Origin of the sequence: Paenibacillus rigui (genome assembly GCF_002234615.1) — a bacterium.
Classification (GTDB): Bacteria; Bacillota; Bacilli; order Paenibacillales; family NBRC-103111; genus Paenibacillus_S; species Paenibacillus_S rigui.
This window is the reverse complement of sequence record NZ_NMQW01000051.1, coordinates 38,221-59,484: the sequence shown is the minus strand read 5'-3', so window position 1 is coordinate 59,484 and position 21,264 is coordinate 38,221. Positions and strand designations below refer to the sequence as shown.

Annotated in this window: 24 protein-coding genes and 1 other annotated feature; all 24 genes read left to right on the top strand. The window is 47.9% G+C overall.

The annotated features are described in order from the left end of the window. Nucleotides 1-215 precede the first annotated feature (215 nt). The 24 genes from CF651_RS27600 (at nt 216) to rplL (ending at nt 21,242) form a co-directional block, all read left to right on the top strand. Nucleotides 216-677 (top strand): CtsR family transcriptional regulator, encoded by a 462-nt coding sequence (locus CF651_RS27600; RefSeq protein WP_094018082.1) that lies wholly within the window; start codon nt 216-218, stop codon nt 675-677. A gap of 12 nt (nt 678-689) precedes the next feature. After that, the gene (gene mcsA, locus CF651_RS27595; RefSeq protein WP_094018081.1) at nt 690-1,211 is read left to right on the top strand and encodes a protein-arginine kinase activator protein McsA; all 522 of its coding nucleotides are present in this window, start codon (nt 690-692) and stop codon (nt 1,209-1,211) included. A 109-nt stretch (nt 1,212-1,320) separates the two neighbouring features. Further along, nucleotides 1,321-2,385 carry a protein-arginine kinase McsB gene (gene mcsB / locus CF651_RS27590; protein ID WP_094018080.1) on the top strand — a complete coding sequence of 355 codons (1,065 nt, stop codon included), beginning with the start codon at nt 1,321-1,323 and terminating at the stop codon, nt 2,383-2,385. A 73-nt stretch (nt 2,386-2,458) separates the two neighbouring features. Next, nucleotides 2,459-4,900, top strand: coding sequence for an ATP-dependent protease ATP-binding subunit ClpC (gene clpC, locus CF651_RS27585; RefSeq protein WP_094018079.1), 2,442 nt, complete (start codon nt 2,459-2,461; stop codon nt 4,898-4,900). A 152-nt stretch (nt 4,901-5,052) separates the two neighbouring features. After that, nucleotides 5,053-6,420 carry a DNA repair protein RadA gene (gene radA, locus CF651_RS27580; protein ID WP_094018078.1) on the top strand — a complete coding sequence of 456 codons (1,368 nt, stop codon included), beginning with the start codon at nt 5,053-5,055 and terminating at the stop codon, nt 6,418-6,420. A 41-nt stretch (nt 6,421-6,461) separates the two neighbouring features. After that, entirely contained in the window at nt 6,462-7,541 is a 1,080-nt protein-coding gene (gene disA / locus CF651_RS27575; RefSeq protein WP_094018077.1) for a DNA integrity scanning diadenylate cyclase DisA, read from the top strand. Between the two features lie 76 nt (nt 7,542-7,617). Next, the gene (gene pssA / locus CF651_RS27570; protein ID WP_094018076.1) at nt 7,618-8,352 is read left to right on the top strand and encodes a CDP-diacylglycerol--serine O-phosphatidyltransferase; all 735 of its coding nucleotides are present in this window, start codon (nt 7,618-7,620) and stop codon (nt 8,350-8,352) included. 151 nt (nt 8,353-8,503) lie between these two features. Beyond that, nucleotides 8,504-9,601, top strand: coding sequence for a PIN/TRAM domain-containing protein (locus CF651_RS27565; RefSeq protein WP_094018075.1), 1,098 nt, complete (start codon nt 8,504-8,506; stop codon nt 9,599-9,601). Between the two features lie 162 nt (nt 9,602-9,763). Next, nucleotides 9,764-10,468 carry a 2-C-methyl-D-erythritol 4-phosphate cytidylyltransferase gene (gene ispD / locus CF651_RS27560; protein WP_094018074.1) on the top strand — a complete coding sequence of 235 codons (705 nt, stop codon included), beginning with the start codon at nt 9,764-9,766 and terminating at the stop codon, nt 10,466-10,468. Next, nucleotides 10,465-10,950, top strand: a complete 486-nt coding sequence (gene ispF, locus CF651_RS27555; protein WP_094018073.1) for a 2-C-methyl-D-erythritol 2,4-cyclodiphosphate synthase — start codon at nt 10,465-10,467, stop codon at nt 10,948-10,950. Before ispD ends, ispF begins: the two co-directional genes overlap by 4 nt. A gap of 49 nt (nt 10,951-10,999) precedes the next feature. After that, nucleotides 11,000-12,457 carry a glutamate--tRNA ligase gene (gene gltX, locus CF651_RS27550; RefSeq protein ID WP_094018072.1) on the top strand — a complete coding sequence of 486 codons (1,458 nt, stop codon included), beginning with the start codon at nt 11,000-11,002 and terminating at the stop codon, nt 12,455-12,457. A gap of 391 nt (nt 12,458-12,848) precedes the next feature. Continuing rightward, a complete protein-coding gene (gene cysE, locus CF651_RS27545; protein WP_179233018.1) occupies nt 12,849-13,481 on the top strand; it encodes a serine O-acetyltransferase in 633 nt (210 codons plus the stop codon). A gap of 33 nt (nt 13,482-13,514) precedes the next feature. Next, the gene (gene cysS, locus CF651_RS27540; protein ID WP_094018070.1) at nt 13,515-14,912 is read left to right on the top strand and encodes a cysteine--tRNA ligase; all 1,398 of its coding nucleotides are present in this window, start codon (nt 13,515-13,517) and stop codon (nt 14,910-14,912) included. Beyond that, nucleotides 14,912-15,343: a Mini-ribonuclease 3 gene (locus CF651_RS27535; RefSeq protein WP_094018069.1), complete on the top strand. Its 432-nt coding sequence runs from the start codon at nt 14,912-14,914 to the stop codon at nt 15,341-15,343. The genes cysS and CF651_RS27535 overlap by 1 nt, the downstream gene beginning before the upstream one ends. A 12-nt stretch (nt 15,344-15,355) precedes the next feature. Beyond that, nucleotides 15,356-16,096: a 23S rRNA (guanosine(2251)-2'-O)-methyltransferase RlmB gene (rlmB, locus tag CF651_RS27530; RefSeq protein WP_094018068.1), complete on the top strand. Its 741-nt coding sequence runs from the start codon at nt 15,356-15,358 to the stop codon at nt 16,094-16,096. A 12-nt stretch (nt 16,097-16,108) separates the two neighbouring features. Beyond that, nucleotides 16,109-16,624, top strand: coding sequence for an NYN domain-containing protein (locus CF651_RS27525; protein WP_094018067.1), 516 nt, complete (start codon nt 16,109-16,111; stop codon nt 16,622-16,624). Between the two features lie 146 nt (nt 16,625-16,770). Then, nucleotides 16,771-17,415 (top strand): RNA polymerase sporulation sigma factor SigH, encoded by a 645-nt coding sequence (sigH, locus tag CF651_RS27520; RefSeq protein WP_094018066.1) that lies wholly within the window; start codon nt 16,771-16,773, stop codon nt 17,413-17,415. A gap of 241 nt (nt 17,416-17,656) precedes the next feature. Next, entirely contained in the window at nt 17,657-17,806 is a 150-nt protein-coding gene (rpmG, locus tag CF651_RS27515; protein ID WP_094018065.1) for a 50S ribosomal protein L33, read from the top strand. 18 nt (nt 17,807-17,824) lie between these two features. Beyond that, on the top strand, nt 17,825-18,037 hold the full coding sequence (gene secE / locus CF651_RS27510) for a preprotein translocase subunit SecE (RefSeq protein ID WP_094018064.1): 213 nt from the start codon (nt 17,825-17,827) through the stop codon (nt 18,035-18,037). Between the two features lie 27 nt (nt 18,038-18,064). Further along, entirely contained in the window at nt 18,065-18,598 is a 534-nt protein-coding gene (gene nusG / locus CF651_RS27505) for a transcription termination/antitermination protein NusG (protein ID WP_094018084.1), read from the top strand. Nucleotides 18,599-18,640: 42 nt separating this feature from the next. Continuing rightward, a complete protein-coding gene (gene rplK, locus CF651_RS27500) occupies nt 18,641-19,066 on the top strand; it encodes a 50S ribosomal protein L11 (RefSeq protein ID WP_094018063.1) in 426 nt (141 codons plus the stop codon). Nucleotides 19,067-19,267: 201 nt separating this feature from the next. Further along, nucleotides 19,268-19,960 carry a 50S ribosomal protein L1 gene (gene rplA / locus CF651_RS27495; protein WP_094018062.1) on the top strand — a complete coding sequence of 231 codons (693 nt, stop codon included), beginning with the start codon at nt 19,268-19,270 and terminating at the stop codon, nt 19,958-19,960. Between the two features lie 54 nt (nt 19,961-20,014). Next, nucleotides 20,015-20,172: a sequence feature (ribosomal protein L10 leader region), on the top strand. 130 nt (nt 20,173-20,302) lie between these two features. Further along, nucleotides 20,303-20,815 carry a 50S ribosomal protein L10 gene (gene rplJ, locus CF651_RS27490; RefSeq protein ID WP_094018061.1) on the top strand — a complete coding sequence of 171 codons (513 nt, stop codon included), beginning with the start codon at nt 20,303-20,305 and terminating at the stop codon, nt 20,813-20,815. Between the two features lie 64 nt (nt 20,816-20,879). Further along, nucleotides 20,880-21,242 (top strand): 50S ribosomal protein L7/L12, encoded by a 363-nt coding sequence (gene rplL, locus CF651_RS27485; protein ID WP_094018060.1) that lies wholly within the window; start codon nt 20,880-20,882, stop codon nt 21,240-21,242. Nucleotides 21,243-21,264 lie beyond the last annotated feature (22 nt).

The following is a 21,264-nucleotide window of genomic DNA, read 5'->3' as shown; positions in this document are numbered from 1 at the left end:
GAGAGTAGGACGTCGCCAAGCGAATAAGACAAAAAGACTTTTAGGATCTCGTTCCTAAAGGTCTTTTTTGTGTTTCAGCTGGGCATAAAATAATAAGGAGAGCGAACAATAAAACGGCGGTTCACAGATAGTTGCAAATTGTCAGAAAACTGATATAATGATATTAAAGTCAAAGAAAGTCAAAGTCAATTTACTCTCGTAAGGAGGCTGAATTGATGCGGAATGTATCCGAAGTGATTGAGCAATATTTGAAGCATATTATACATCAAAGCACAGACGGTATAGTGGAAATACAGCGCAATGAGCTGGCAGACCAGTTCGATTGCGTTCCCTCCCAAATCAATTATGTAATAAGCACACGGTTTACATTGGAAAAAGGTTTTATTGTAGAAAGTAAAAGGGGCGGCGGAGGATATATCCGAATTCAGAAGATCGAGCTGAATGCACATGGCTCCGTTTTAGACCATATTTCCAAAACCATCAGCTCACATATTGATCAAAGTGCTTCTGAAGGTTTGTTGTACCAGCTGGAGGAGAGTGGATATCTCACTCCAAGGGAAGCGGCAATGGCCAGAGCGGCCATATCCAGAGATGTTCTTGTTATCAAGCTGCCGCTGCGCGACGAAATACGGGCCAAAGTTTTAAAAGCGATGCTGATATCCTTGTTGAGTCGATAAGGAGGGTGAACGATGCTTTGTCAGGATTGTGGTAAGAAACAAGCAACCTTACATTTTACCAAGATATTAAATGGTGAGAAGACGGAATTCCATATTTGCGAGTCCTGTGCCCGGGAGAAGGGCGAACTTATTCCAGGGACACCGAATGGTTTCTCCATTCATAATTTGCTATCGGGCTTGCTCGATTTCGAGCCGAATTCGCCGAATAATCCGTTGGCTCCCAAAGCGCCGCCGAGCAGGTGCGAGCAATGTGGTTTAACGTATAGTCAATTTAGCAAGATTGGCAGGTTTGGCTGCAGCTCCTGCTACAAGCATTTTGGCGAGAAGCTGGATCCGCTGTTCAAGCGGGTTCATGGGAATATTTTTCATACAGGGAAGGTTCCGAAGCGCTCTGGTGGGTTAATTAAGCATAAGAGGGAAATTGAGAACTTGAAGAAGGAATTGATTACAAGGATCGAAAATGAAGAATTTGAGAAAGCCGCCCAGCTTCGGGATGAAATTCGCGAATTGGAGAAAAGAGTTGCCGAAGGGTAATTTTTTTCTAGGTAGATAAGAAAGTATAAGTTCACAAACCTTCGTCTACCTTGACAAACGCATGCCATTCGTAGAATGGCGAAGCCGTTTATCCTTGTAAGGAGGAAGCATGATGACAGTAAATCGCTTTACAGAGAAAGCTTTAAGTGACTGGATGAAGGGAGAAGGTCCTGATTCCGATATTGTAATCAGCAGTCGTATCCGAATTGCAAGAAATTTGCAGTCTTATCCGTTCCCGATGCTTTCGACGAATCAACAGTCCAAAGAAGTACTGGAGCAGGTTTCTCAAGTTCTGGATAATGAAGACCTTCATACCATTAGCCAATTTTCGAGGCTATCCTTGTCGGAATTAGATGAATTACAAAAAAGAGTGCTTGTCGAAAAGCATTTGATCAGTCCTGCATTAGCTAATGAATCTCGTAACGGCGCGGTTATTTTGAGCGATAATGAGTCGATCAGCATTATGGTGAATGAAGAGGATCATTTGCGAATACAATGCTTGTGCCCTGGTTTTCAGATTAAAGAAGCCTGGGATCTGGCAAGCCAAATTGATGACATATTCGAGGTCCATCTAGACTATGCGTTCGACGAGAAGCGAGGCTATTTGACCAGCTGCCCGACGAATGTCGGTACTGGGATCCGCGCTTCCGTAATGATACATCTGCCCGCGCTTGTGCTGACGCAGCAAATTAACCGCATCTTATCGGCTATCACACAAGTCGGTCTGGCGGTAAGAGGGTTATACGGTGAAGGCAGCGAGGCGTTGGGCAACCTGTTTCAGATTTCCAATCAGATTACACTTGGACAATCCGAGCAGGAAATTATTGATAATTTATACGGAGTCGTCCGTCAAATCATCGAACATGAACGGGCGGCGCGTGAAAAGCTGCAGTACGAAACGAAGGCCAAACTGCTGGATCGCATCAGCCGTTCCTTCGGAATTATGTCGTATGCAGCGATCATGGATTCAAAGGAAGCGGCACAGCGTCTCTCTGATGTTCGCCTCGGGGTAGACTTGGGTATCATCAAGAATGTCCCTACGCAGGTGTTGAATGAACTGCTGGTCATGACCCAACCGGGTTTTTTACAGCAGTATGCAGGAGAAAAGCTTAACGCTGAAGAAAGAGACATACGAAGGGCACAGCTCATTCGAGAGAAATTCAACCAAGAGTAGACATCAGAGCTTAAGGAGCCCCTTACCTACAAGGGCTTACCATACTTTTTATTCTTATATGGAGGTGTTACACATGATGTTTGGGAGATTTACAGAACGTGCGCAGAAGGTGTTGTCTTTGGCACAAGAGGAGGCCGTTCGCTTAGGTCATAATAATATCGGTACAGAGCATATTTTGTTGGGTCTGATCCGTGAAGGAGACGGCATAGCAGCCAAAGCGCTGGTAGCTCTGGGCTTAGGTTTAGAGAAGATTCAAGATGAGGTGGAGGCTTTAATCGGCAGAGGTCAGGAACAGCCGACGAATATCGCCTACACGCCGCGAGCGAAGAAAGTAATTGAGCTGTCCATGGACGAAGCCCGTAAGCTGGGCCACACGTATGTGGGTACAGAGCATATTCTTCTCGGTCTGATCCGTGAAGGAGAAGGCGTAGCGGCACGCGTGCTCAATAACTTGGGCGTCAGCTTGAATAAAGCGCGTCAGCAAGTACTGCAGCTCTTAGGCAGCAGTGAAGTGGTATCTACGAACCATGGTAACACCGCTAATGTGAATACTCCTACATTGGATGGCTTGGCGAGAGATCTGACAGCCTATGCCAAGGACGGTAACCTGGATCCGGTGATAGGACGCAGTAAAGAAATTGAACGCGTTATTCAAGTGCTGAGCCGCAGAACCAAGAATAATCCCGTATTGATTGGTGAGCCGGGCGTAGGTAAAACAGCTATTGCCGAAGGCTTGGCGCAAAAAATTATTAATAACGAAATTCCCGAAACGCTTCGCGACAAAAGGGTAATGACTTTAGATATGGGCTCCGTTGTTGCAGGTACAAAGTACCGCGGCGAATTCGAAGACCGTTTGAAAAAAATTATGGATGAAATTCGTCAAGCGGGGAACATCATCCTGTTCATTGATGAGCTGCATACATTGATCGGTGCCGGTGGCGCGGAAGGCGCAATTGATGCTTCGAATATTTTGAAGCCTGCACTGGCCAGAGGCGAGCTGCAGTGCATTGGTGCTACGACATTGGATGAGTATCGCAAATATATTGAAAAAGATGCAGCGCTGGAAAGACGCTTCCAGCCGATTACGGTAGATCAGCCGTCTCCGGAAGAGGCGATCCAAATCCTGCATGGCTTGCGTGACCGCTATGAGGCTCACCACCGCGTGAAAATTACCGACGAGGCCATTGAACAAGCTGTAAAATTGTCCGACCGTTATATTACCGACCGGTTCTTGCCGGATAAAGCCATCGACCTGATCGACGAGGCCAGCTCCAAAGTAAGGCTTCGCTCTTATACGGTACCGCCAGATCTGAAAAAACTGGAGAACAAGCTGGAGGATATCCGTAAAGAGAAGGATGCGGCGGTTCAAAGCCAAGAGTTCGAGAAGGCTGCTTCTCTTAGAGATACGGAACAAAAGCTGCGTGAGGAGCTCGATTCCACGAAAAACGAGTGGAAAGAAAAGCAAGGCCGTACGGACTCCGAGGTAACTCCGGACGACATCGCGCAGGTTGTGGCTAGCTGGACCGGCATTCCGGTTGTGAAGCTGGCGGAAGAAGAAACTGAGCGACTGCTCAAAATGGAAGAGATCCTGCATGACCGCGTGATTGGACAGGACGAAGCGGTGAAAGCCGTCAGCCGTGCCATCCGCCGGGCTAGAGCAGGCTTGAAAGATCCGAAGCGTCCGATGGGCTCCTTTATTTTCCTTGGACCTACGGGTGTAGGTAAAACGGAGCTTGCTCGTGCACTAGCCGAATCGTTGTTCGGTGATGATAATGCCGTCATCCGAATCGACATGTCGGAATATATGGAGAAGCACTCCACTTCCCGTTTGGTAGGGGCGCCTCCGGGATATGTTGGTTATGAAGAAGGCGGGCAATTAACTGAGAAAGTTCGCCGCAAGCCTTATTCGGTAGTCCTGCTGGATGAGATTGAGAAAGCACATCCGGAAGTATTTAACATCCTGCTGCAAGTATTGGAAGACGGTCGCTTGACCGACTCCAAAGGACGTACAGTGGACTTCCGCAATACGCTAATTATCATGACCTCCAATGTAGGTGCTGATACGATTAAGAAAAATTCATCGCTCGGCTTCACTGCCGCTCATGATGCAGGTAAAGATTACTCCAACATGAAGGATAAAGTGATGGGCGAGCTGAAAAAAAGCTTCCGTCCGGAGTTCTTGAACCGGATCGACGAAATCATCGTGTTCCACTCTCTGGAGCAGGAGCATATTGCTCAAATCGTAACGCTGATGGCAGATGATTTGCGTAAACGTCTGAAAGAGCAAGAAGTCGATTTTGTGCTTACTGATCAAGCCAAGGCGTTCTTGGCGAAAGAAGGCTTTGATCCGACGTATGGAGCGAGACCTCTGCGCCGCGCAATTCAAAAGCATATTGAAGACCGGTTGTCTGAAGAACTGCTTCGCGGTCAAATTTCCAAAGGCGACACCTTGACTATCGATGAAAAAGACGGGGAATTAACCGTTGAACGTACGCAAGGGGTAACAACACCATAAATCATCTTGCTAAAACATCCTGTACCTTCATGAGGTGCAGGATGTTTTTTTTGTATTCTAAGGCCTCAGGGTTTTCTTTATTGTTACAAAATGGTAAACTTTGATAGATGCGAATTGTGGATTCGGACGATGGAACAGCTAGGAGAGTTATTATGGCAAAAACGAAAACAAAGTTCTGCTGTCAAGAATGTGGCTATGAGTCCCCGAAGTGGCTGGGGAAATGTCCGGGCTGCCAATCGTGGAACACCTTTGTGGAAGAGGTTGAGACAGTTTCCAAGACCCAAGGGGTGCATTCTTCGATATTACGTACGAAAGAAAAGCCGGTTTCCATCATAAATATAAAAAGCAGTGAGGAACAGCGGATTGTAACCCGCAATAAAGAGCTGAATCGCGTGTTGGGCGGAGGACTTGTTCCCGGTTCTCTGCTATTGGTCGGAGGAGACCCGGGAATCGGCAAATCGACGCTGCTGCTGCAGACATCGCATGATTTAACGGAAAGCGATAAAAAGGTATTGTATGTCTCCGGAGAGGAGTCTGTACGCCAAACGAAGCTGCGGGCGGATCGGTTAAATGCTTCATCCGAGCTTTTGTATGTGCTGTGCGAGACGAATCTGGAGCAGATTGAGGCGGCTATCGATGAGGTGCAGCCGGATTTTCTTGTCATTGATTCCATTCAAACCGTGTATCACCCCGGGGTAACGTCTGCTCCCGGAAGTGTTTCTCAGGTACGGGAATGTACCGGCCATTTTATGCGCATTGCCAAAATAAAAGGTATTGCTACTGTTCTTGTAGGCCATGTTACTAAAGAAGGGGCTATAGCAGGGCCTAGACTTTTAGAGCACATGGTCGATTGTGTCCTTTATTTTGAAGGGGAACGGCATCATTCGTATCGGCTGCTTCGAGCGGTCAAGAACCGGTTCGGTGCGACGAATGAGATTGGTATTTTTGAAATGCAGGAGAGCGGCTTGGTCGAGGTGAGCAATCCGTCAGAGCTATTTTTATCGGAGCGTCCGTTAGGTGTTTCAGGATCAACTGTTGTCGCTAGTATGGAGGGGACTCGCCCCGTATTAGTCGAGCTTCAGGCGCTTGTATCCTCAACGAATTTTCCTTCGCCGCGGCGGATGGCCACGGGGATCGATCATAACCGGCTGGCTTTAATTATTGCTGTGCTGGAGAAGAGAATGGGGATGTTTCTAGCCAATCAGGATGCGTATGTAAACGTCGCTGGCGGTGTCAAGCTGGATGAACCGGCTGTCGATTTGGCGATTGCAGTCAGCATCGCATCAAGCTTGCGCGAGCAACCGACGCAGCCCTTCGACGTTGTTTTTGGCGAGGTCGGCTTAACAGGGGAAGTACGCGGTGTATCGCGTGTGGACCAAAGAGTGAAGGAAGCGGAAAAGCTGGGCTTTCGGCGCGTCATTTTACCGGAAAAAAGCTTAAAGGGATGGACTTCACCCTCAGGAATCGAAGTCATCGGTGTGAATACGGTAGCCGAGGCCCTAAAGGCCACGCTAGGCTGACCTTAGAGCGCCGAATAAGATACGCGGATTGGAGGGACAACATGAGCAAGGAAGAAACCAAGAGAGACGTGATGAGTCAACTGCTACAAATGGTTGCACCCGGAACCGCTTTCCGTGATGGGTTAGAGAACGTCCTGCGGGCCAAAACAGGCGCGCTTATCGTCGTTGGCTACAGCCCGGAAGTGATGGAAATTGTAGACGGAGGCTTTTCGATCAATTGTGACTTCTCTCCGAACTATTTGTACGAGCTCGCCAAAATGGATGGAGCGATTATTTTAAGTGAAGATCTCAAGCGGATTTTGTATGCCAATACCCAACTGATTCCCAATTCATCCATCACTTCCATCGAAACAGGAATACGCCATCGTACGGCTGAACGGGTTGCGAAACAAACTTCCAAGCTCGTTGTGTCCATATCCCAGCGCCGCAATGTGATTACTTTGTACCAAGGGAATTTGCGATATGCCTTGAAGGACATGGGTGTTATTTTGACGAAGGCGAATCAGGCCATCCAAACGATGGAGAGATATAAGTCGGTTTTGGATCAAGCGCTGACCAACCTAGGTGCTTCTGAATTTGAAGAGCTGGTAACCCTGCACGATGTAACCAATGTGATGCAGCGAATCGAGATGGTGCTTAAAATTAAAGCAGAAATTAAAAGATATATTAATGAATTAGGCACAGAAGGCCGATTAATAAGTATGCAGCTGGATGAGCTCGCGGGATCGGTGGATCTGGAGGCGCAACTTTTGCTGAAGGATTACGTAAAGGAGCTGCAGGAGGATAAGCTCAAAGACTTGAGCAATGCTTTTCGCCGGCTGGCTGCAGATGAATTGTTGGATCATCATCATATTGCTAAGCTGCTTGGCTATCCTAATGCGGTCAGCAGTGCAGAAGAGACCGTCTCCCCTAGAGGCTACCGGGTCTTGAATAAAATACCTAGACTCCCGGCAGTCATTATTCAAAACTTGGTCGAGCGCTTCGAGCAGCTGCCTCACCTGATGATGGCTACGATCGACGAGTTGGATGAAGTGGACGGGATCGGAGAAGTGAGAGCGCGGACCATTAAGGAAGGTTTAAAACGAATTCAAGATCAAGTACTCATTGACAGACATATTTAACTTGCATACAATCAGAGGGTACCCTAATATAATAAGTTGTATTAGGGTACAGTATAACCAGAGGTGGACAAAACTAATGCTAACTAAATCGCTTCCCAATTTATTCACAGTAGGGAACTTGTTTTTGGGATTTATCTCGATCATCCTCGCATTTAATCAGAAAGCGGAACTGGCTGCCATTATGGTCCTTATCGCTATGCTGTGTGACGGCTTGGATGGACGTGTAGCACGGGCGTTGAATGCGCAGAGCGAATTCGGTAAAGAGCTGGACTCGCTGTCGGATGTCATATCGTTCGGTGTTGCACCTGCCTTTATTATGTACGTTGTTGCTTTTACGGGCATGAACGCAGCGGCAGCTTGGATTGTTACCGCTATTTTCCCAATATGTGGAGCTCTACGTTTGGCTCGCTTTAACGTGGTGGCCGGGGTACCGGGCTATTTTATCGGACTTCCTATCCCTGCGGCTGGCGGTGTTCTATGTACACTAGCTCTGTTTCACAATGAATTGAATACAATTATTTTGGTTCTGAGCACATTGCTGCTTTCCTACCTGATGGTGAGCACGGTCAAATATCCTAACTTCAAAAAAGTCGGGATTCCGAAAAAAGCGATCTGGATTACACCAATTGTCATTGCGATTGCTGTATTCGTAGCGATTAAGTTCCCGGGCTCCTTATCCAAAATGATTTTCGTACCGCTGCTCCTTTATGCGCTGTACGGCTTAAAAAAAAACGTTGAACGCCTGATTCCGAAGCGCAGAAGAAAGAATAAATCTTTGGATGACGTCAATTCCGAAACGAGATCCATGTAATATTGCGAAAATGAAAAGCATTTATTTTCCTTGTGAAGAGGGAAATGAATGCTTTTTTTATTTTTTATGGGCTGGAGACGATTAGGCAGGAAACTTTTGGTTCATAATTGTAACGAACACACTTTTATGAAATGAGGTTGGAGGTGATTCTATGATAAGGAAATGGTTCCAGTATGTATTTGCAGTTATCGGAGGCGTGTTGTGTTTTCAATGGAGTGATACCGTCAGTCGGCCATTTTTTACTCTCATAGAAACGGTTTTCGGTTTGGATCGGATTCAAGGCGGGGCCGTTTGGGTGATGCTGCTTGGAGGCGTAATTTTTTATTGGATCGGATCATGGTTGGCTCCCTATGCAACAAGATGGATGCAGGAGGGAGAAGATAGGGTGACTAAAATCCCGATGGCGGATTTGATTACAGGCACCATGGGGATGGTAATCGGATTGCTGTTGGCGGTGATGCTGCTGAGTCCGTTCGAGCAAGCGGGATTGCTTCCGCCTGTACTGCAGGTGATTGTGACGATGATGCTGGGGGCAACGGGCTTTCGCATCGGGTATGCGAAGAGGGAGGAATTTATTTCGCTGTTGTCCAAAAGGGGCTCGGCTAGAGATCGCGGGGGGCCGGGCGAAGTGAAAGGGTTCGAGGAGCATAAAATTTTGGATACGAGTGTCATTATCGATGGACGGATTGCAGACATTTGCAAAACAGGCTTTATCGAAGGAACATTGGTGATCCCGGAATTCGTGCTCGAGGAGCTGCAGCATATTGCGGATTCGTCGGATCTGTTAAAAAGAAACCGCGGACGGCGGGGACTGGATATTTTGAACAAGATTCAAAAGGAATTGGATGTCCGCGTGCTGATTTATGAGGGAGATTTCGAGGAAATCTCTGAAGTGGACAGCAAGCTGGTGAAGCTGGCCAAGGTCCTTCAGGGGAAAGTGATTACGAACGATTTTAATCTGAATAAAGTGTGTGAGCTCCAGGGAGTTTCCGTCTTGAATATTAATGATCTGGCCAATGCCGTGAAACCGGTCGTGCTGCCTGGAGAAGAAATTTTGGTGCAGGTGATCAAGGACGGCAAGGAGCATGGTCAAGGCGTAGCCTATTTGGATGACGGTACGATGATTGTTGTTGAAGGCGGTAGAGACTTCATCGGTACGACCTTGGATGTCCTGGTTACCAGCGTGCTGCAGACATCGGCCGGACGAATGATTTTCGCAAAACCGAAATTGTTGGAAAAAGCGCTCTAAAACGTATATGATATAGGGGATGTACCTTGCGCGGTCCTGAAGTGGTGCTGCGAGAATGGGGTGACGTCTCCGAGCATTCATCTTGGCAAGGAGTAACGGCCCTTTTCCAATACAGTCAGCCTGGGACATGCTCTTATTGTGATAGTAGCAGGAGAGGGTCGGATGAAGCAGTTAGGGGTTGTCATCGTCGCCGCCGGCAAAGGCTCACGGATGCGGACGAAGGAAAGCAAGCAATATTTGCAATTGGCAGGGAAGCCGATTCTTGTACATACATTAGCATTGTTTCAACGGATGGAGCAGGTGGATACGATCGTGCTCGTTACCGGCTCCGAGGATGTGGAGCGTTGCAGGGAATATGTGGAGCGCTATGCATTATCGAAAGTGGCCAGCGTTGTCGTCGGGGGCAAGGAACGTCAGGATTCCGTGCATAAAGGATTGGAAGTATTGAGAGACACTGTAGAATGGGTGATGGTCCATGATGGTGTCCGCCCTTTTGCAGCGGAGGAGCATATCCTGGCCTGCTGGCGCCAAGCCATGGAGACGGGGGCAGCCGTGTTGGCTGTTCCGGTTAAAGACACGATCAAAGTAGTCGATCCGGAAGGGACTATCGTATCTACACCGGACCGGCGCAGCTTGTGGGCGATTCAAACCCCACAAGCTTTTCGTCTTTCTTTGCTTCTGCAAGCCTATGAGCAAGCGGAGAAGGAGGCTTTTACCGGAACGGATGATGCAATGCTTGTAGAACGGTCAGGAACGAGTGTTCGCGTGGTGGAGGCAGACTATTATAATATCAAAATCACGACGCCGGAGGACTTGCCTTGGGCGGAATGGATTATACAGAATGTCAGGGGAGAGAGAGAAGCATGATTCGAGTAGGACAAGGCTTTGACGTGCATCAGCTGGTAGAAGGACGAAAATGCATTATCGGGGGAGTGGACATCCCTTATGAACTGGGACTGCTAGGGCATTCGGATGCAGATGTTCTGCTGCACGCGATTAGTGACGCGATTCTCGGTGCGCTGGGGCTTGGAGATATCGGCAAGCATTTCCCGGATACGGATCCGGAATTCAAGGATGCAGACAGCTACAAGCTGCTTGTGCATGTGTGGAAGCTGGCGAAAGAAGCGGGGTATAAGCTTGGCAATATCGATTCGACCATCATTGCCCAGAAGCCCAAAATGGCGCCGTATATTCCCGCGATGGTAGAACGGATTGCGGAAGCGCTGGAAGCAAACCCTTCGCAAGTCAATGTGAAGGCAACGACAACGGAGAAGCTTGGATTCCCGGGGCGCGGTGAAGGGATCGCCGCACAATCTGTTGTTTGTCTGATTCAAGATGTGCTATCATAACAACTAATATTCTACGGTTCTAGGTTTAATCAGGAGAGGGGCAATTTTTATGTCAGGTCATTTTCGTGTGCGTTATGCACCAAGTCCTACGGGACATCTTCATATTGGCGGTGCGCGCACAGCCTTGTTGAATTATTTATTGGCACGCAAGCATAACGGTCAGTTTATCGTACGTTTCGAGGATACGGACCAAACCCGGCACGTGGAGTCAGGGATTGATAATCAACTGAACGGTCTGAAATGGCTTGGTTTGGACTGGGACGAAAGCGTCGATATCGGAGGTCCTTACGGCCCTTACCGGCAAATGGAACGGCTGGGCTTGTATCAGCCCTATGTGGATCAACTGCTGGAGGGCGGGAACGCCTACCACTGCTACTGCTCGGAGGCGGATCTGGAGCAGGAGCGCGCGGAGCAGGAGGCCAAAGGCGAAATGCCGCGGTATTCCGGCAGATGCCGTCATTTGACTGCGGAGCAGGTGGAGAAGTTCAAAGCGGAAGGGCGCAAGCCTTCCATTCGCTTTCGTGTCCCGGCAGATCAAGTTATTGCTTTCGAGGACCGCGTGCGCGAACACGTTGAGTTTGAGACGAATGGAATCGGTGACTTTATTATTGTTCGTCCGGATGGTATCCCGACCTATAATTTTGCCGTCATTTTGGATGATCATCTGATGCAAATTACTTTGGTTATCCGCGGGGAAGAGCATCTATCCAATACGCCAAGACAAATTATGATGTACGAGGCACTAAATTTGCCTGTGCCGCAATTCGCTCATCTCTCGCTGATTTTGAATCAGGACCGCAAGAAAATGAGCAAGCGCGACGAATCCATCATCCAGTTTATTGAGCAGTACAAGGAGCTCGGCTATTTGCCTGAAGCGGTGCTTAATTTTATCGTTCTGTTGGGCTGGTCGCCCAAAGGGGAAGAAGAAATTTTCTCGAAAGAGGAGCTTATTTCCCAATTCGACCTGGATCGTGTATCCAAAAGCCCCGCGGTATTTGATATGGATAAATTAAACTGGATGAACAACCATTACCTGAAAAAATCAGACCCTGCCCATGTTGTGGAGCTGGCACTGCCTCACCTGCAAAAAGCGGGCTTCATTCCTGCAGCTTTGACTGAGGAACAGCAGGTATGGGTCGAGCGCCTGGTTGGCTTGAATCAAGAGCGGATGCATTATGCTGCCGAAATTGTGCCGCTCGCTCAGCTCTTCTTCCAGGAGGACGTTACGCTGGAGAATGAAGAAGCGAAGGCCGTACTAGCCGAGGAGTCAGTCCCGGTTGTGCTGAAAGCATTTTTGGATCAGGTAGACCAGGCCGAAGCCTTCGAGCCGGAGCATATGTCCCCTATGCTGAAAGCTGTACAAAAGGAGACGGGCTTCAAGGGCAAGCAGCTATTTATGCCGATCCGTGTTGCATTAACCGGTCAGACACACGGACCTGACTTGAACATGACCTTGTATTTGCTCGGTAAACAAAAGGTTGTCGAAAGATTGAACAAATTATTGTAAACCAAAATGTTTAGCGGTATACTAAATAACAATATAAGACCGAGGCGTTGAACAGGAGAGTACAACAGATCAAGGGCTTCACAGAGAGGGCAACCGGGCGGTGGCTATTGACACGTCCGTGCTGAAAGTTGCACCATGCCAGTCAGTTGGAAATGCACCTGGGAGCCGTATCGACGAGCTGCCTGCCACCTTATGGTGCGAAGGCAAGGTAGTCCTACCGTATACGTTCACGTTACGAACGCACGAGATGAACCTGTGTCAGCAGTGTTCAAGCAGAGTGGAACCGCGACAATTTTCGCCTCTGCAGCCTTCGGGCTGCGGGGGCTTTTTCTGTTGCTCTGAATGTATAACGCTTCACGGGAGAGAGCGGGTGATCATCTTGTTTAAGTACATGAGAGAAGATATCGAAACGATTTTTGAAAACGATCCGGCTGCTCGCAGCTGGTTCGAGGTCGCCTTTACGTATTCCGGTCTTCATGCGCTTTGGGCGCACCGGGTAGGACACTGGTTCTACAAACGAGGCTGGTATACCACCGCTCGTATCATTTCCCAGATCAGCCGGTTTATGACTGGGATTGAGATTCATCCGGGTGCCGTGATCGGGCGCCGCTTCTTTATCGATCACGGTATGGGAGTTATCATTGGCGAAACCTGTGAAATCGGGGATGACGTCGTTTTGTACCAAGGGGTTACACTCGGAGGAACCGGCAAAGAGAAAGGCAAACGTCACCCTACGATTGGTAACAATGTCGTTATCGCCTCAGGCGCCAAGGTGTTGGGTTCGTTTAAGGTAGGGGACAATTCAAGAATCGGCGCGAATGCGGTCGTTTTAAGCGAAGTGCCGCAAAACAGCACCGTGGTCGGTATCCCGGGTCGTATCGTGAAGCGGGATGGTGTTCGTATCGGAAAGCTGGATCATAACAATTTGCCGGATCCGGTCATCGATATGTTCCGCCAGATGCAGCAGCAAATTGAGGGGCTCAAGCAGGAATTGGATGAATTGAACAAAAATAAAGTGAATTGAATTTTCAGTCGAAGAACGGAGGCTGCCAACAAGATGGCGCTTAAAATTTACAATACGTTGACCCGGTCCAAGGATGAATTCAAGCCGATTACACCGGGAAAAGTGAAAATGTACGTATGCGGTCCGACGGTATATGATTATATCCATATCGGCAATGCACGTCCGGTTATCTTTTTTGATGTCGTGAGAAGGTATTTGGAGTCTTCAGGCTATGATGTAACCTATGTTGTCAATTTTACCGATGTGGACGATAAGCTGATTCGCAAAGCCGCACAGATGGAATCAACGGTACCGGAGGTAGCGGAGCTGTTTATTCAAAAGTTTTACGAAGACACGGAAGGCTTAGGGGTACACAAAGCAACCTTGAACCCTCGCGTCACTGAAAATATTCAGGAGATCATCGACTTCATTCAAGGCTTGGTGGATAAAGGCTACGCCTATGAGAATGGCGGCGATGTATACTTCCGCACAACCAAATTCGCCGAGTACGGCAAGCTATCGCACCAGAATCTCGAGGAGCTGCAGTTTGGCATTCGTGTCGAGGTGGACGATCGCAAGGAGAACCCTCAAGACTTCGTGTTGTGGAAAGGGGCTAAGCCGGGTGAGATTTCGTGGGCAAGCCCTTGGGGGGAAGGCCGTCCCGGCTGGCATATTGAGTGTTCGGCTATGGCGCGTAAGTACCTCGGCGATACGATCGATATCCATGGCGGCGGGCAAGATTTGCAGTTCCCTCACCACGAATGCGAGATTGCTCAGTCTGAATGCTTCACCGGTCATCCGATGGCTAACTACTGGATGCATAACGGCTATATTAATATTAACAATGAAAAAATGTCCAAATCGATGGGGAACGGTATCAATGTCAATCAAATGCTTCAAGCGATTCCTCCGCAAGTCATTCGTTACTTTATGCTGTCCGCTCATTACCGGAACCCTCTGAACTTCAGCGAGGAAGCTGTCGAGCAGGCGAAGAACGGTCTGTCCCGAATTGAGAATTGCATCGCGAATATTAAACATCGGCTTTCGACTGCTGAGGTAGGCGAGCCTGCTGAAGAAATCGTGCATGCGGTTACGGAAGTACAGCGTCAATTCGAGCTGAAGATGAATGACGACTTCAACACGCCGGATGCGATTACTGCGGTATTCGAGCTTGTCAATGCGGCGAATCCGTATTTGCAGCAGGAGAGCGTAACGCGAAGCTCGCTGGAGCTGCTCCTTTCACGCTTTGAAACGATGGATCATGTATTGGGCATACTAGCCAAGGCGGAAGAAGGGCTGCTGGATGAGGAAGTGGAGCAGCTGATCGTGGAAAGAACCGAGGCCCGTAAAACGAAAAATTGGGGCCGCGCCGACGAAATCCGTGATTTGCTAACGGAGCGCGGTATTATTTTAGAGGATACGGCTCAAGGTATCCGTTGGCGGAGGAAGTAATGGAGCAGGAACCGGAGTCATTTGCGTTAGACTTTAATTTGTTCAGCTTCCCGCCGGCCAAGGATCCCAAACAACTGAATCCTATCGTCCTCGCCTATATAGGGGATGCCATCTATGAGGTATTCATTCGTCAGTACGTAATTTCACATCCGAATCAGAGGCCGAACCATCTTCATCGGTTATCCACCCAGTATGTGTCGGCTAAAGCCCAAGCGAAAGCATTGCAGGGATGGCTGCCGCATTTGACGGAGGACGAAACCGATATCGTAAAAAGAGGCCGTAATGCCAAATCCGGTACGTCGGCCAAGAATGCAGATATTTTGGAGTACCGGCACAGTACGGCTTTTGAATGCTTGATTGGCTATTTGTACTACACGAAGCAGTGGGAACGGCTTCAGTATTTGTTAATGCTATCCCTGGATAAGGGTTAAGGAGAGAAACACATGGAAGATTTTATCGCCGGTAAGCACTCGGTGCTTGAAGCTTTACGCTCAGGCCGAACGATTAATAAGATTTGGATTGCAGAAAATGCACAAAAGCAGCTGACGCAGCCTATTGTGGCGGAAGCGAAGCAGAACGGGATCATTGTCCAGTTTGCCGACAAGCGCAAGCTGGATCAAATGGTCGAGAATGTGCAGCACCAAGGCGTAGTTGCTCAAGTTGCGGCTTACGATTATGTTGAGGTGGAGGATATCCTGGCGCGTGCGCAAAGCCGCGGCGAAGAGCCGTTCATTCTCATCCTGGATGAGATTGAGGATCCGCACAACCTGGGCTCGATTCTTCGGACCGCTGATTGTACCGGGGTACATGGAGTGATCATACCGAAACGCAGATCAGTCGGCCTCACGGCGACCGTATCGAAGACGTCGGCGGGTGCAGTCGAATATGTTCCTGTTGCTCGTGTGACGAATCTGGCTCAAACTATCGAGCAGTTGAAGGAGCGCGGCGTATGGGTGGCCGGTACCGATGTAGCAGCGCAGCAGCCTGTATACCAAACGAACCTGAATATGCCGCTGGCCATTGTTATCGGGAACGAGAATAAGGGGATGGGACGTTTAATCAAAGAAAAATGTGACTTCCTGCTGAAGCTTCCCATGTTCGGGCACATCAATTCATTGAACGCATCGGTGGCGGCATCCGTGCTTATGTATGAGGTTGTACGCCAACGAATTACGGCGAAATAGCGGAATACCGCGATGATCCAGGAAATTCTCATTGTAGATGGTTATAATATTATCGGTGCCTGGCCGGAATTACAGAGGCTGAAGGATATAAGTCTCGAAGACGCAAGGGACCGGCTCATTCAGCAGCTGGCGGAGTACCAGTCCTTCTCGGGAATGAAGGTCATGCTTGTATTCGATGCGTACTATGTACCGGGGCTAGGGGGGAAGTATGTCCAGAGCAAGCTGCGCATCTTTTACACCAAGGAAAAGGAAACAGCCGACGAGCTGATCGAACGGCTGGTTACGGAGAATATCGGCCGCCGCAAGCAAATTTATGTGGCGACCTCCGATATGACGGAGCAGCATGTCATTTTCGGCAAGGGAGCCTTTCGAATCCCTGCGAGTGAGCTGTTGGTTAAAGTGAACCAATCGAAGCGGGACATTCAGGTCAAAATCCGTGAGAAGCCGACAAGCCACCGGAATACGTTTGACAGCAAATTGACAGGCGAGATGAAGGACCTGTTTGAAAAATGGCGCAGAGGCCAATAAGGTTCCGGTTATTGGTGCTTTGGCTAGCTGGAATTCGGTTGACGATAATAGATTACATAATGTATACTTATCCTATCTTTTCAACGTGTAAAAGGTAAGAAGCTATGAACCAAAAATGTAGTCTTGCCGGGCCGGAGGGATTGTTGGTGAGTGTCGACCTCAAAGAGTTGAGAATGTACGAATATGACCTCAAGGCTGATGAAGACATTGTGGAAGCGGTCCGCGACGGGGACGGCGACGCATTAGAGTACTTGATTAACAAGTACAAGAACTTCGTTCGCGCCAAAGCGCGCTCTTATTTTCTGATAGGAGCCGACAGGGAAGATATCGTGCAAGAAGGAATGATAGGTTTATATAAATCGATTCGAGACTTTCGCGGCGATAAGCTTGCCTCCTTCAAGGCCTTTGCTGAGCTTTGTATCACTCGTCAGATCATCACGGCCATCAAAACCGCAACGCGTCAGAAGCATATTCCCCTTAATTCCTACGTATCACTGGACAAGCCTATTTATGATGAAGATTCCGACCGCACCCTTCTTGATGTCATCTGCGGGTCACGAGTGACCGATCCGGAAGAATTGATTATCAATCAAGAGGAATTCAGCGGCTTGGAAGATAAGATGGGTGAAATCTTAAGCGATCTGGAACGAAGAGTACTTATGCTCTATTTGGACGGAAGATCCTATCAGGAAATTGCGGTAGATTTGGATCGGCATGTGAAGTCGATTGACAATGCACTGCAGCGGGTCAAACGAAAGCTTGAACGATATTTGGAAGTTAGAGATGCATAGAAATGGCACCTTTTCGCAGGACATTTGCGGGGGTGCTTTATTTTTTGTGGGCAGGTTTATCCGCTGGATTCTATGTTAATACTGGAACATATTGATGAGCGGGCTATATTCATAGGTTCTCCTTGACACGAAAATAGCGTTATGCTAAAGTATTCAGGTAGCCTTAAAACTGTAAGGCGTTTTTTTGCTGAACCTTTAAGGTTTTCAAAAATTTGAGGCTGGTCCGTAGGAGGTGTACATCATGCGGGTTATTATCACATTAGCGTGCACGAACTGCAAGCAAAGAAACTATACGTCCAATAAAAATAAGCGCAACAATCCAGACCGCATGGAGTTGAAGAAGTTTTGCAGGTTTTGCAATGAACATACCGCTCATCGCGAAACTAGGTAGCTTTTTGGAGGTGTAGTTGTGTCCTTTTTGGCAAGAATGAGGCAAGGATTCGGCAACACGTTTTCTTACTTTACGGACAGCTGGTCCGAATTGAAGAAAGTGAAATGGCCAAGTCGTAAGGAGTTGACGAGCTATACGCTTGTTGTACTTTTTACGGTTGCCCTCGTGACCATTTACTTCTACGTACTTGATTTGGGTATTTCTGAGCTGCTTCGTCTTGTTTTTAAATAAGCGGGAGTATAGGTGGCTAATATGGAAATGGAAAAAAGATGGTACGTCGTACATACCTATTCTGGGTATGAGAATAAGGTCAAGGCAAACTTGGAAAAGCGCGTTGAATCAATGGATATGAAGGACAAGATCTTTCGTGTTCTGGTTCCGATGGAAGAAGAGCTGGTGAACAAAGACGGCAAGAAGAAGACGGTTATGCGTAAAGTGTATCCGGGTTACGTATTGGTCGAAATGATCCAAACCGATGACTCGTGGTATGTTGTGCGCAATACGCCGGGTGTAACAGGTTTTGTTGGTTCAACAGGATCTGGTTCGAAGCCGACTGCACTGCTCCCTGATGAAGTGGAATCCATTCTCAAACACATGGGTATGGAAGAACCGAAACCGAAGATTGACTTCGATCTGAAAGAAACCGTTCGTGTGAAAGTAGGACCGTTTGCGAACTTTGTTGGATCGGTGGAAGAAATTCTTGTCGATAAAGCGAAGTTGAAGGTTCATGTGAACATGTTCGGCCGGGAAACGCCTCTGGAGTTAGACTATCACCAGGTAGAAAAACTGTAGGAGCAGCGTCTGCCCACACTACATGCAAGGGGGTGTCACACAATGGCAAAAAAGGTTATCAAGGTTGTTAAACTGCAGGTTCCTGCTGGTAAAGCGAATCCGGCTCCTCCAATCGGTCCGGCTCTTGGTCAAGCGGGTGTTAACATCATGGCTTTTTGTAAAGAGTTCAATGCTCGTACAGCTGATCAAGCAGGTTTGATTATTCCTGTTGAAATCTCTGTGTTCGAGGACCGTTCTTTCACGTTCATTACAAAAACTCCACCGGCTGCTGTATTGCTGCGTGTTGCTGCTAAGATCGAGAAAGGTTCCGGTGAACCGAACAAAAAGAAAGTTGCTACAGTTAAACGTTCCACTGTTCGCGAAATCGCTGAACAAAAAATGCCTGACCTGAACGCTGCATCCGTAGAGGCTGCTATGCGTATGATCGAAGGTACAGCTCGCAGCATGGGCGTAGTCATCGAAGACTAATTCCATGCATGCGCGGCTACACCGGTGACAACTGGCATCGCTTTGCGTAATGCAACAGTTGCACTATCAGTGACGACTGACATCGGCTTTGTATGATGTACTGTCGCGCTATCAGTGATAACCGACATTGCTTCGCGTGATGTAACGGTTTCACTATCAGTGGGAGGATATTCCGCTAATACCACAAAGGAGGAAGAACAAATGGCTAAACACGGCAAAAAGTATTTGGAAGCCGCTAAGCTTGTCAATCCTGAGACTCTTTATGAGCCTGCAGAAGCGATTGAGCTTGTGAAAAAAGCAGCGACTGCAAAATTCGACGAAACTGTTGAAGTAGCAGTTCGTTTGGGTGTAGACCCTCGTAAACAAGACCAAGCCGTTCGTGGTGTTGTTGTATTGCCACACGGTACTGGTAAAACAAAGCGTGTTCTTGTGTTTGCTAAAGGCGAAAAAGCTAAAGAAGCGGAAGCGGCTGGTGCTGATTTCGTAGGCGATCAAGACATGATCAACAAGATCCAACAAGGTTGGTTCGACTTTGATGTGTGCGTAGCGACACCGGACATGATGAGTGAAGTGGGTAAATTGGGTCGTATCTTGGGTGGTAAAGGTTTGATGCCGAATCCTAAAGCTGGTACGGTTACATTTGATGTAACTAAAGCGGTTCAAGAGATTAAGGCTGGTAAAATCGAATACCGTCTGGATAAAGCCGGTCAAATCCACGCTCCTATCGGTAAAGTATCCTTTGATGCTGAGAAGTTGGGTGACAACTTCCGCGCTTTGGTAGATGCTTTGAACCGTGCGAAACCAGCAGCTGCTAAAGGTGTATACCTGAAAAACATCGCTGTTTCCTCGACGATGGGTCCAAGTGCGCGTGTAAACGTGCAATCCTTTAGATAAGGATAAGCTTGGCAGTTGACTTTTACAGTCACGCATGCTAACCTATCTAAGTTGACAAACGAATATGACTTACCGTAGACAGCAGGTGCCCCTAAAGGGCTTAATTCCCTGCCGAGGTGTTATGATATAGAGTTCCTTTTCTTTGCTTGTACAAAGATTATGTGAAATCATCATGCCTTCGCAGTGTCTGCGGAGGCATTTTCTGTTTTAATGGAAAGCCTTCGCGGCACCTTACGAGATAAGTTGATCGATCGAGTAAGATGTTCCCTTGCGGGATTTAAGATTAGTTAGTTTCTTATGAAGAATGCTTCCGTAAGGAAGCACTTAGGAGGTGCAAAACAAATGGCAAACGCAAAAACTCTTGAGCTGAAATCTCAGCAGGTTGCAGAAGTGACTGAGAAGCTGAAAGACAGCTCTTGCACGATCGTTACTGACTACCGTGGTTTGAACGTGGCTCAAGTAACTGAGCTTCGCAAACAACTTCGTGAAGCAGGCGTTGAATTCCAAGTGTTGAAAAACACATTGGCTAGACGCGCAACTGCGAGCGCTGATTTAACTGCACTGGATGAACATTTGACTGGTCCTACAGCCATCGCATTCAGTAAAGATGATATCATTACTCCAGCAAAAATCTTGACGGCTTTTGCTAAGAAAAATGAGCATCTGAGCGTTAAAGCAGGTGTAGTAGAAGGTAAAGTAGTTGATTTTGAACAAATCAAAGCATTGGCCGAGCTTCCTTCCAGAGAAGGCTTGCTGTCCATGTTGCTCAGCGTGCTTCAAGCTCCAGTTCGCAACTTCGCCCTTGCGGTTAAAGCTGTGTCTGAGAAGCAAGAAGGCGGAGCGCAAGAGGCCTAATCGGCTCTTGGCATTAAGGCAAATTGCATGACCCAAAAACAAAATTAATGGAGGTTTATATACCATGAGTAAAGAGCAAATCTTGGAAGCAATTAAAGGTATGACAGTTTTGGAATTGAACGATCTTGTTAAAGCAATCGAAGAAGAATTCGGCGTAACTGCTGCAGCTCCAGTAGCTGTTGTAGCAGGTGGCGGCGCAGCAGAAGTTGCTGAGCAAACAGAATTCGACGTAATCTTGACTAGCGCTGGTGCTTCCAAAATCAACGTTATCAAAGTTGTTCGCGAAATCACTGGTCTTGGCTTGAAAGAAGCTAAAGATTTGGTTGACGGCGCACCAAAACCAATCAAAGAAAAAGTGGGTAAAGAAGACGCTGATGCAATCAAAGCTAAGCTTGAAGAAGCTGGCGCAGCTGTAGAAGTGAAGTAATTCTCTTCAACCCTAAAGACCC

Bases quoted from the DNA above. Each gene is read 5' to 3' on its own strand.
- CF651_RS27600 (WP_094018082.1), top strand. From the start codon at position 216: ATGCGGAATGTATCCGAAGTGATTGAGCAATATTTGAAGCATATTATA.
- mcsA (WP_094018081.1), top strand. From the start codon at position 690: ATGCTTTGTCAGGATTGTGGTAAGAAACAAGCAACCTTACATTTTACC.
- mcsB (WP_094018080.1), top strand. From the start codon at position 1,321: ATGATGACAGTAAATCGCTTTACAGAGAAAGCTTTAAGTGACTGGATG.
- clpC (WP_094018079.1), top strand. From the start codon at position 2,459: ATGATGTTTGGGAGATTTACAGAACGTGCGCAGAAGGTGTTGTCTTTG.
- radA (WP_094018078.1), top strand. From the start codon at position 5,053: ATGGCAAAAACGAAAACAAAGTTCTGCTGTCAAGAATGTGGCTATGAG.
- disA (WP_094018077.1), top strand. From the start codon at position 6,462: ATGAGCAAGGAAGAAACCAAGAGAGACGTGATGAGTCAACTGCTACAA.
- pssA (WP_094018076.1), top strand. From the start codon at position 7,618: ATGCTAACTAAATCGCTTCCCAATTTATTCACAGTAGGGAACTTGTTT.
- CF651_RS27565 (WP_094018075.1), top strand. From the start codon at position 8,504: ATGATAAGGAAATGGTTCCAGTATGTATTTGCAGTTATCGGAGGCGTG.
- ispD (WP_094018074.1), top strand. From the start codon at position 9,764: ATGAAGCAGTTAGGGGTTGTCATCGTCGCCGCCGGCAAAGGCTCACGG.
- ispF (WP_094018073.1), top strand. From the start codon at position 10,465: ATGATTCGAGTAGGACAAGGCTTTGACGTGCATCAGCTGGTAGAAGGA.
- gltX (WP_094018072.1), top strand. From the start codon at position 11,000: ATGTCAGGTCATTTTCGTGTGCGTTATGCACCAAGTCCTACGGGACAT.
- cysE (WP_179233018.1), top strand. From the start codon at position 12,849: ATGAGAGAAGATATCGAAACGATTTTTGAAAACGATCCGGCTGCTCGC.
- cysS (WP_094018070.1), top strand. From the start codon at position 13,515: ATGGCGCTTAAAATTTACAATACGTTGACCCGGTCCAAGGATGAATTC.
- CF651_RS27535 (WP_094018069.1), top strand. From the start codon at position 14,912: ATGGAGCAGGAACCGGAGTCATTTGCGTTAGACTTTAATTTGTTCAGC.
- rlmB (WP_094018068.1), top strand. From the start codon at position 15,356: ATGGAAGATTTTATCGCCGGTAAGCACTCGGTGCTTGAAGCTTTACGC.
- CF651_RS27525 (WP_094018067.1), top strand. From the start codon at position 16,109: ATGATCCAGGAAATTCTCATTGTAGATGGTTATAATATTATCGGTGCC.
- rpmG (WP_094018065.1), top strand. From the start codon at position 17,657: ATGCGGGTTATTATCACATTAGCGTGCACGAACTGCAAGCAAAGAAAC.
- nusG (WP_094018084.1), top strand. From the start codon at position 18,065: ATGGAAAAAAGATGGTACGTCGTACATACCTATTCTGGGTATGAGAAT.
- rplK (WP_094018063.1), top strand. From the start codon at position 18,641: ATGGCAAAAAAGGTTATCAAGGTTGTTAAACTGCAGGTTCCTGCTGGT.
- rplA (WP_094018062.1), top strand. From the start codon at position 19,268: ATGGCTAAACACGGCAAAAAGTATTTGGAAGCCGCTAAGCTTGTCAAT.
- rplJ (WP_094018061.1), top strand. From the start codon at position 20,303: ATGGCAAACGCAAAAACTCTTGAGCTGAAATCTCAGCAGGTTGCAGAA.
- rplL (WP_094018060.1), top strand. From the start codon at position 20,880: ATGAGTAAAGAGCAAATCTTGGAAGCAATTAAAGGTATGACAGTTTTG.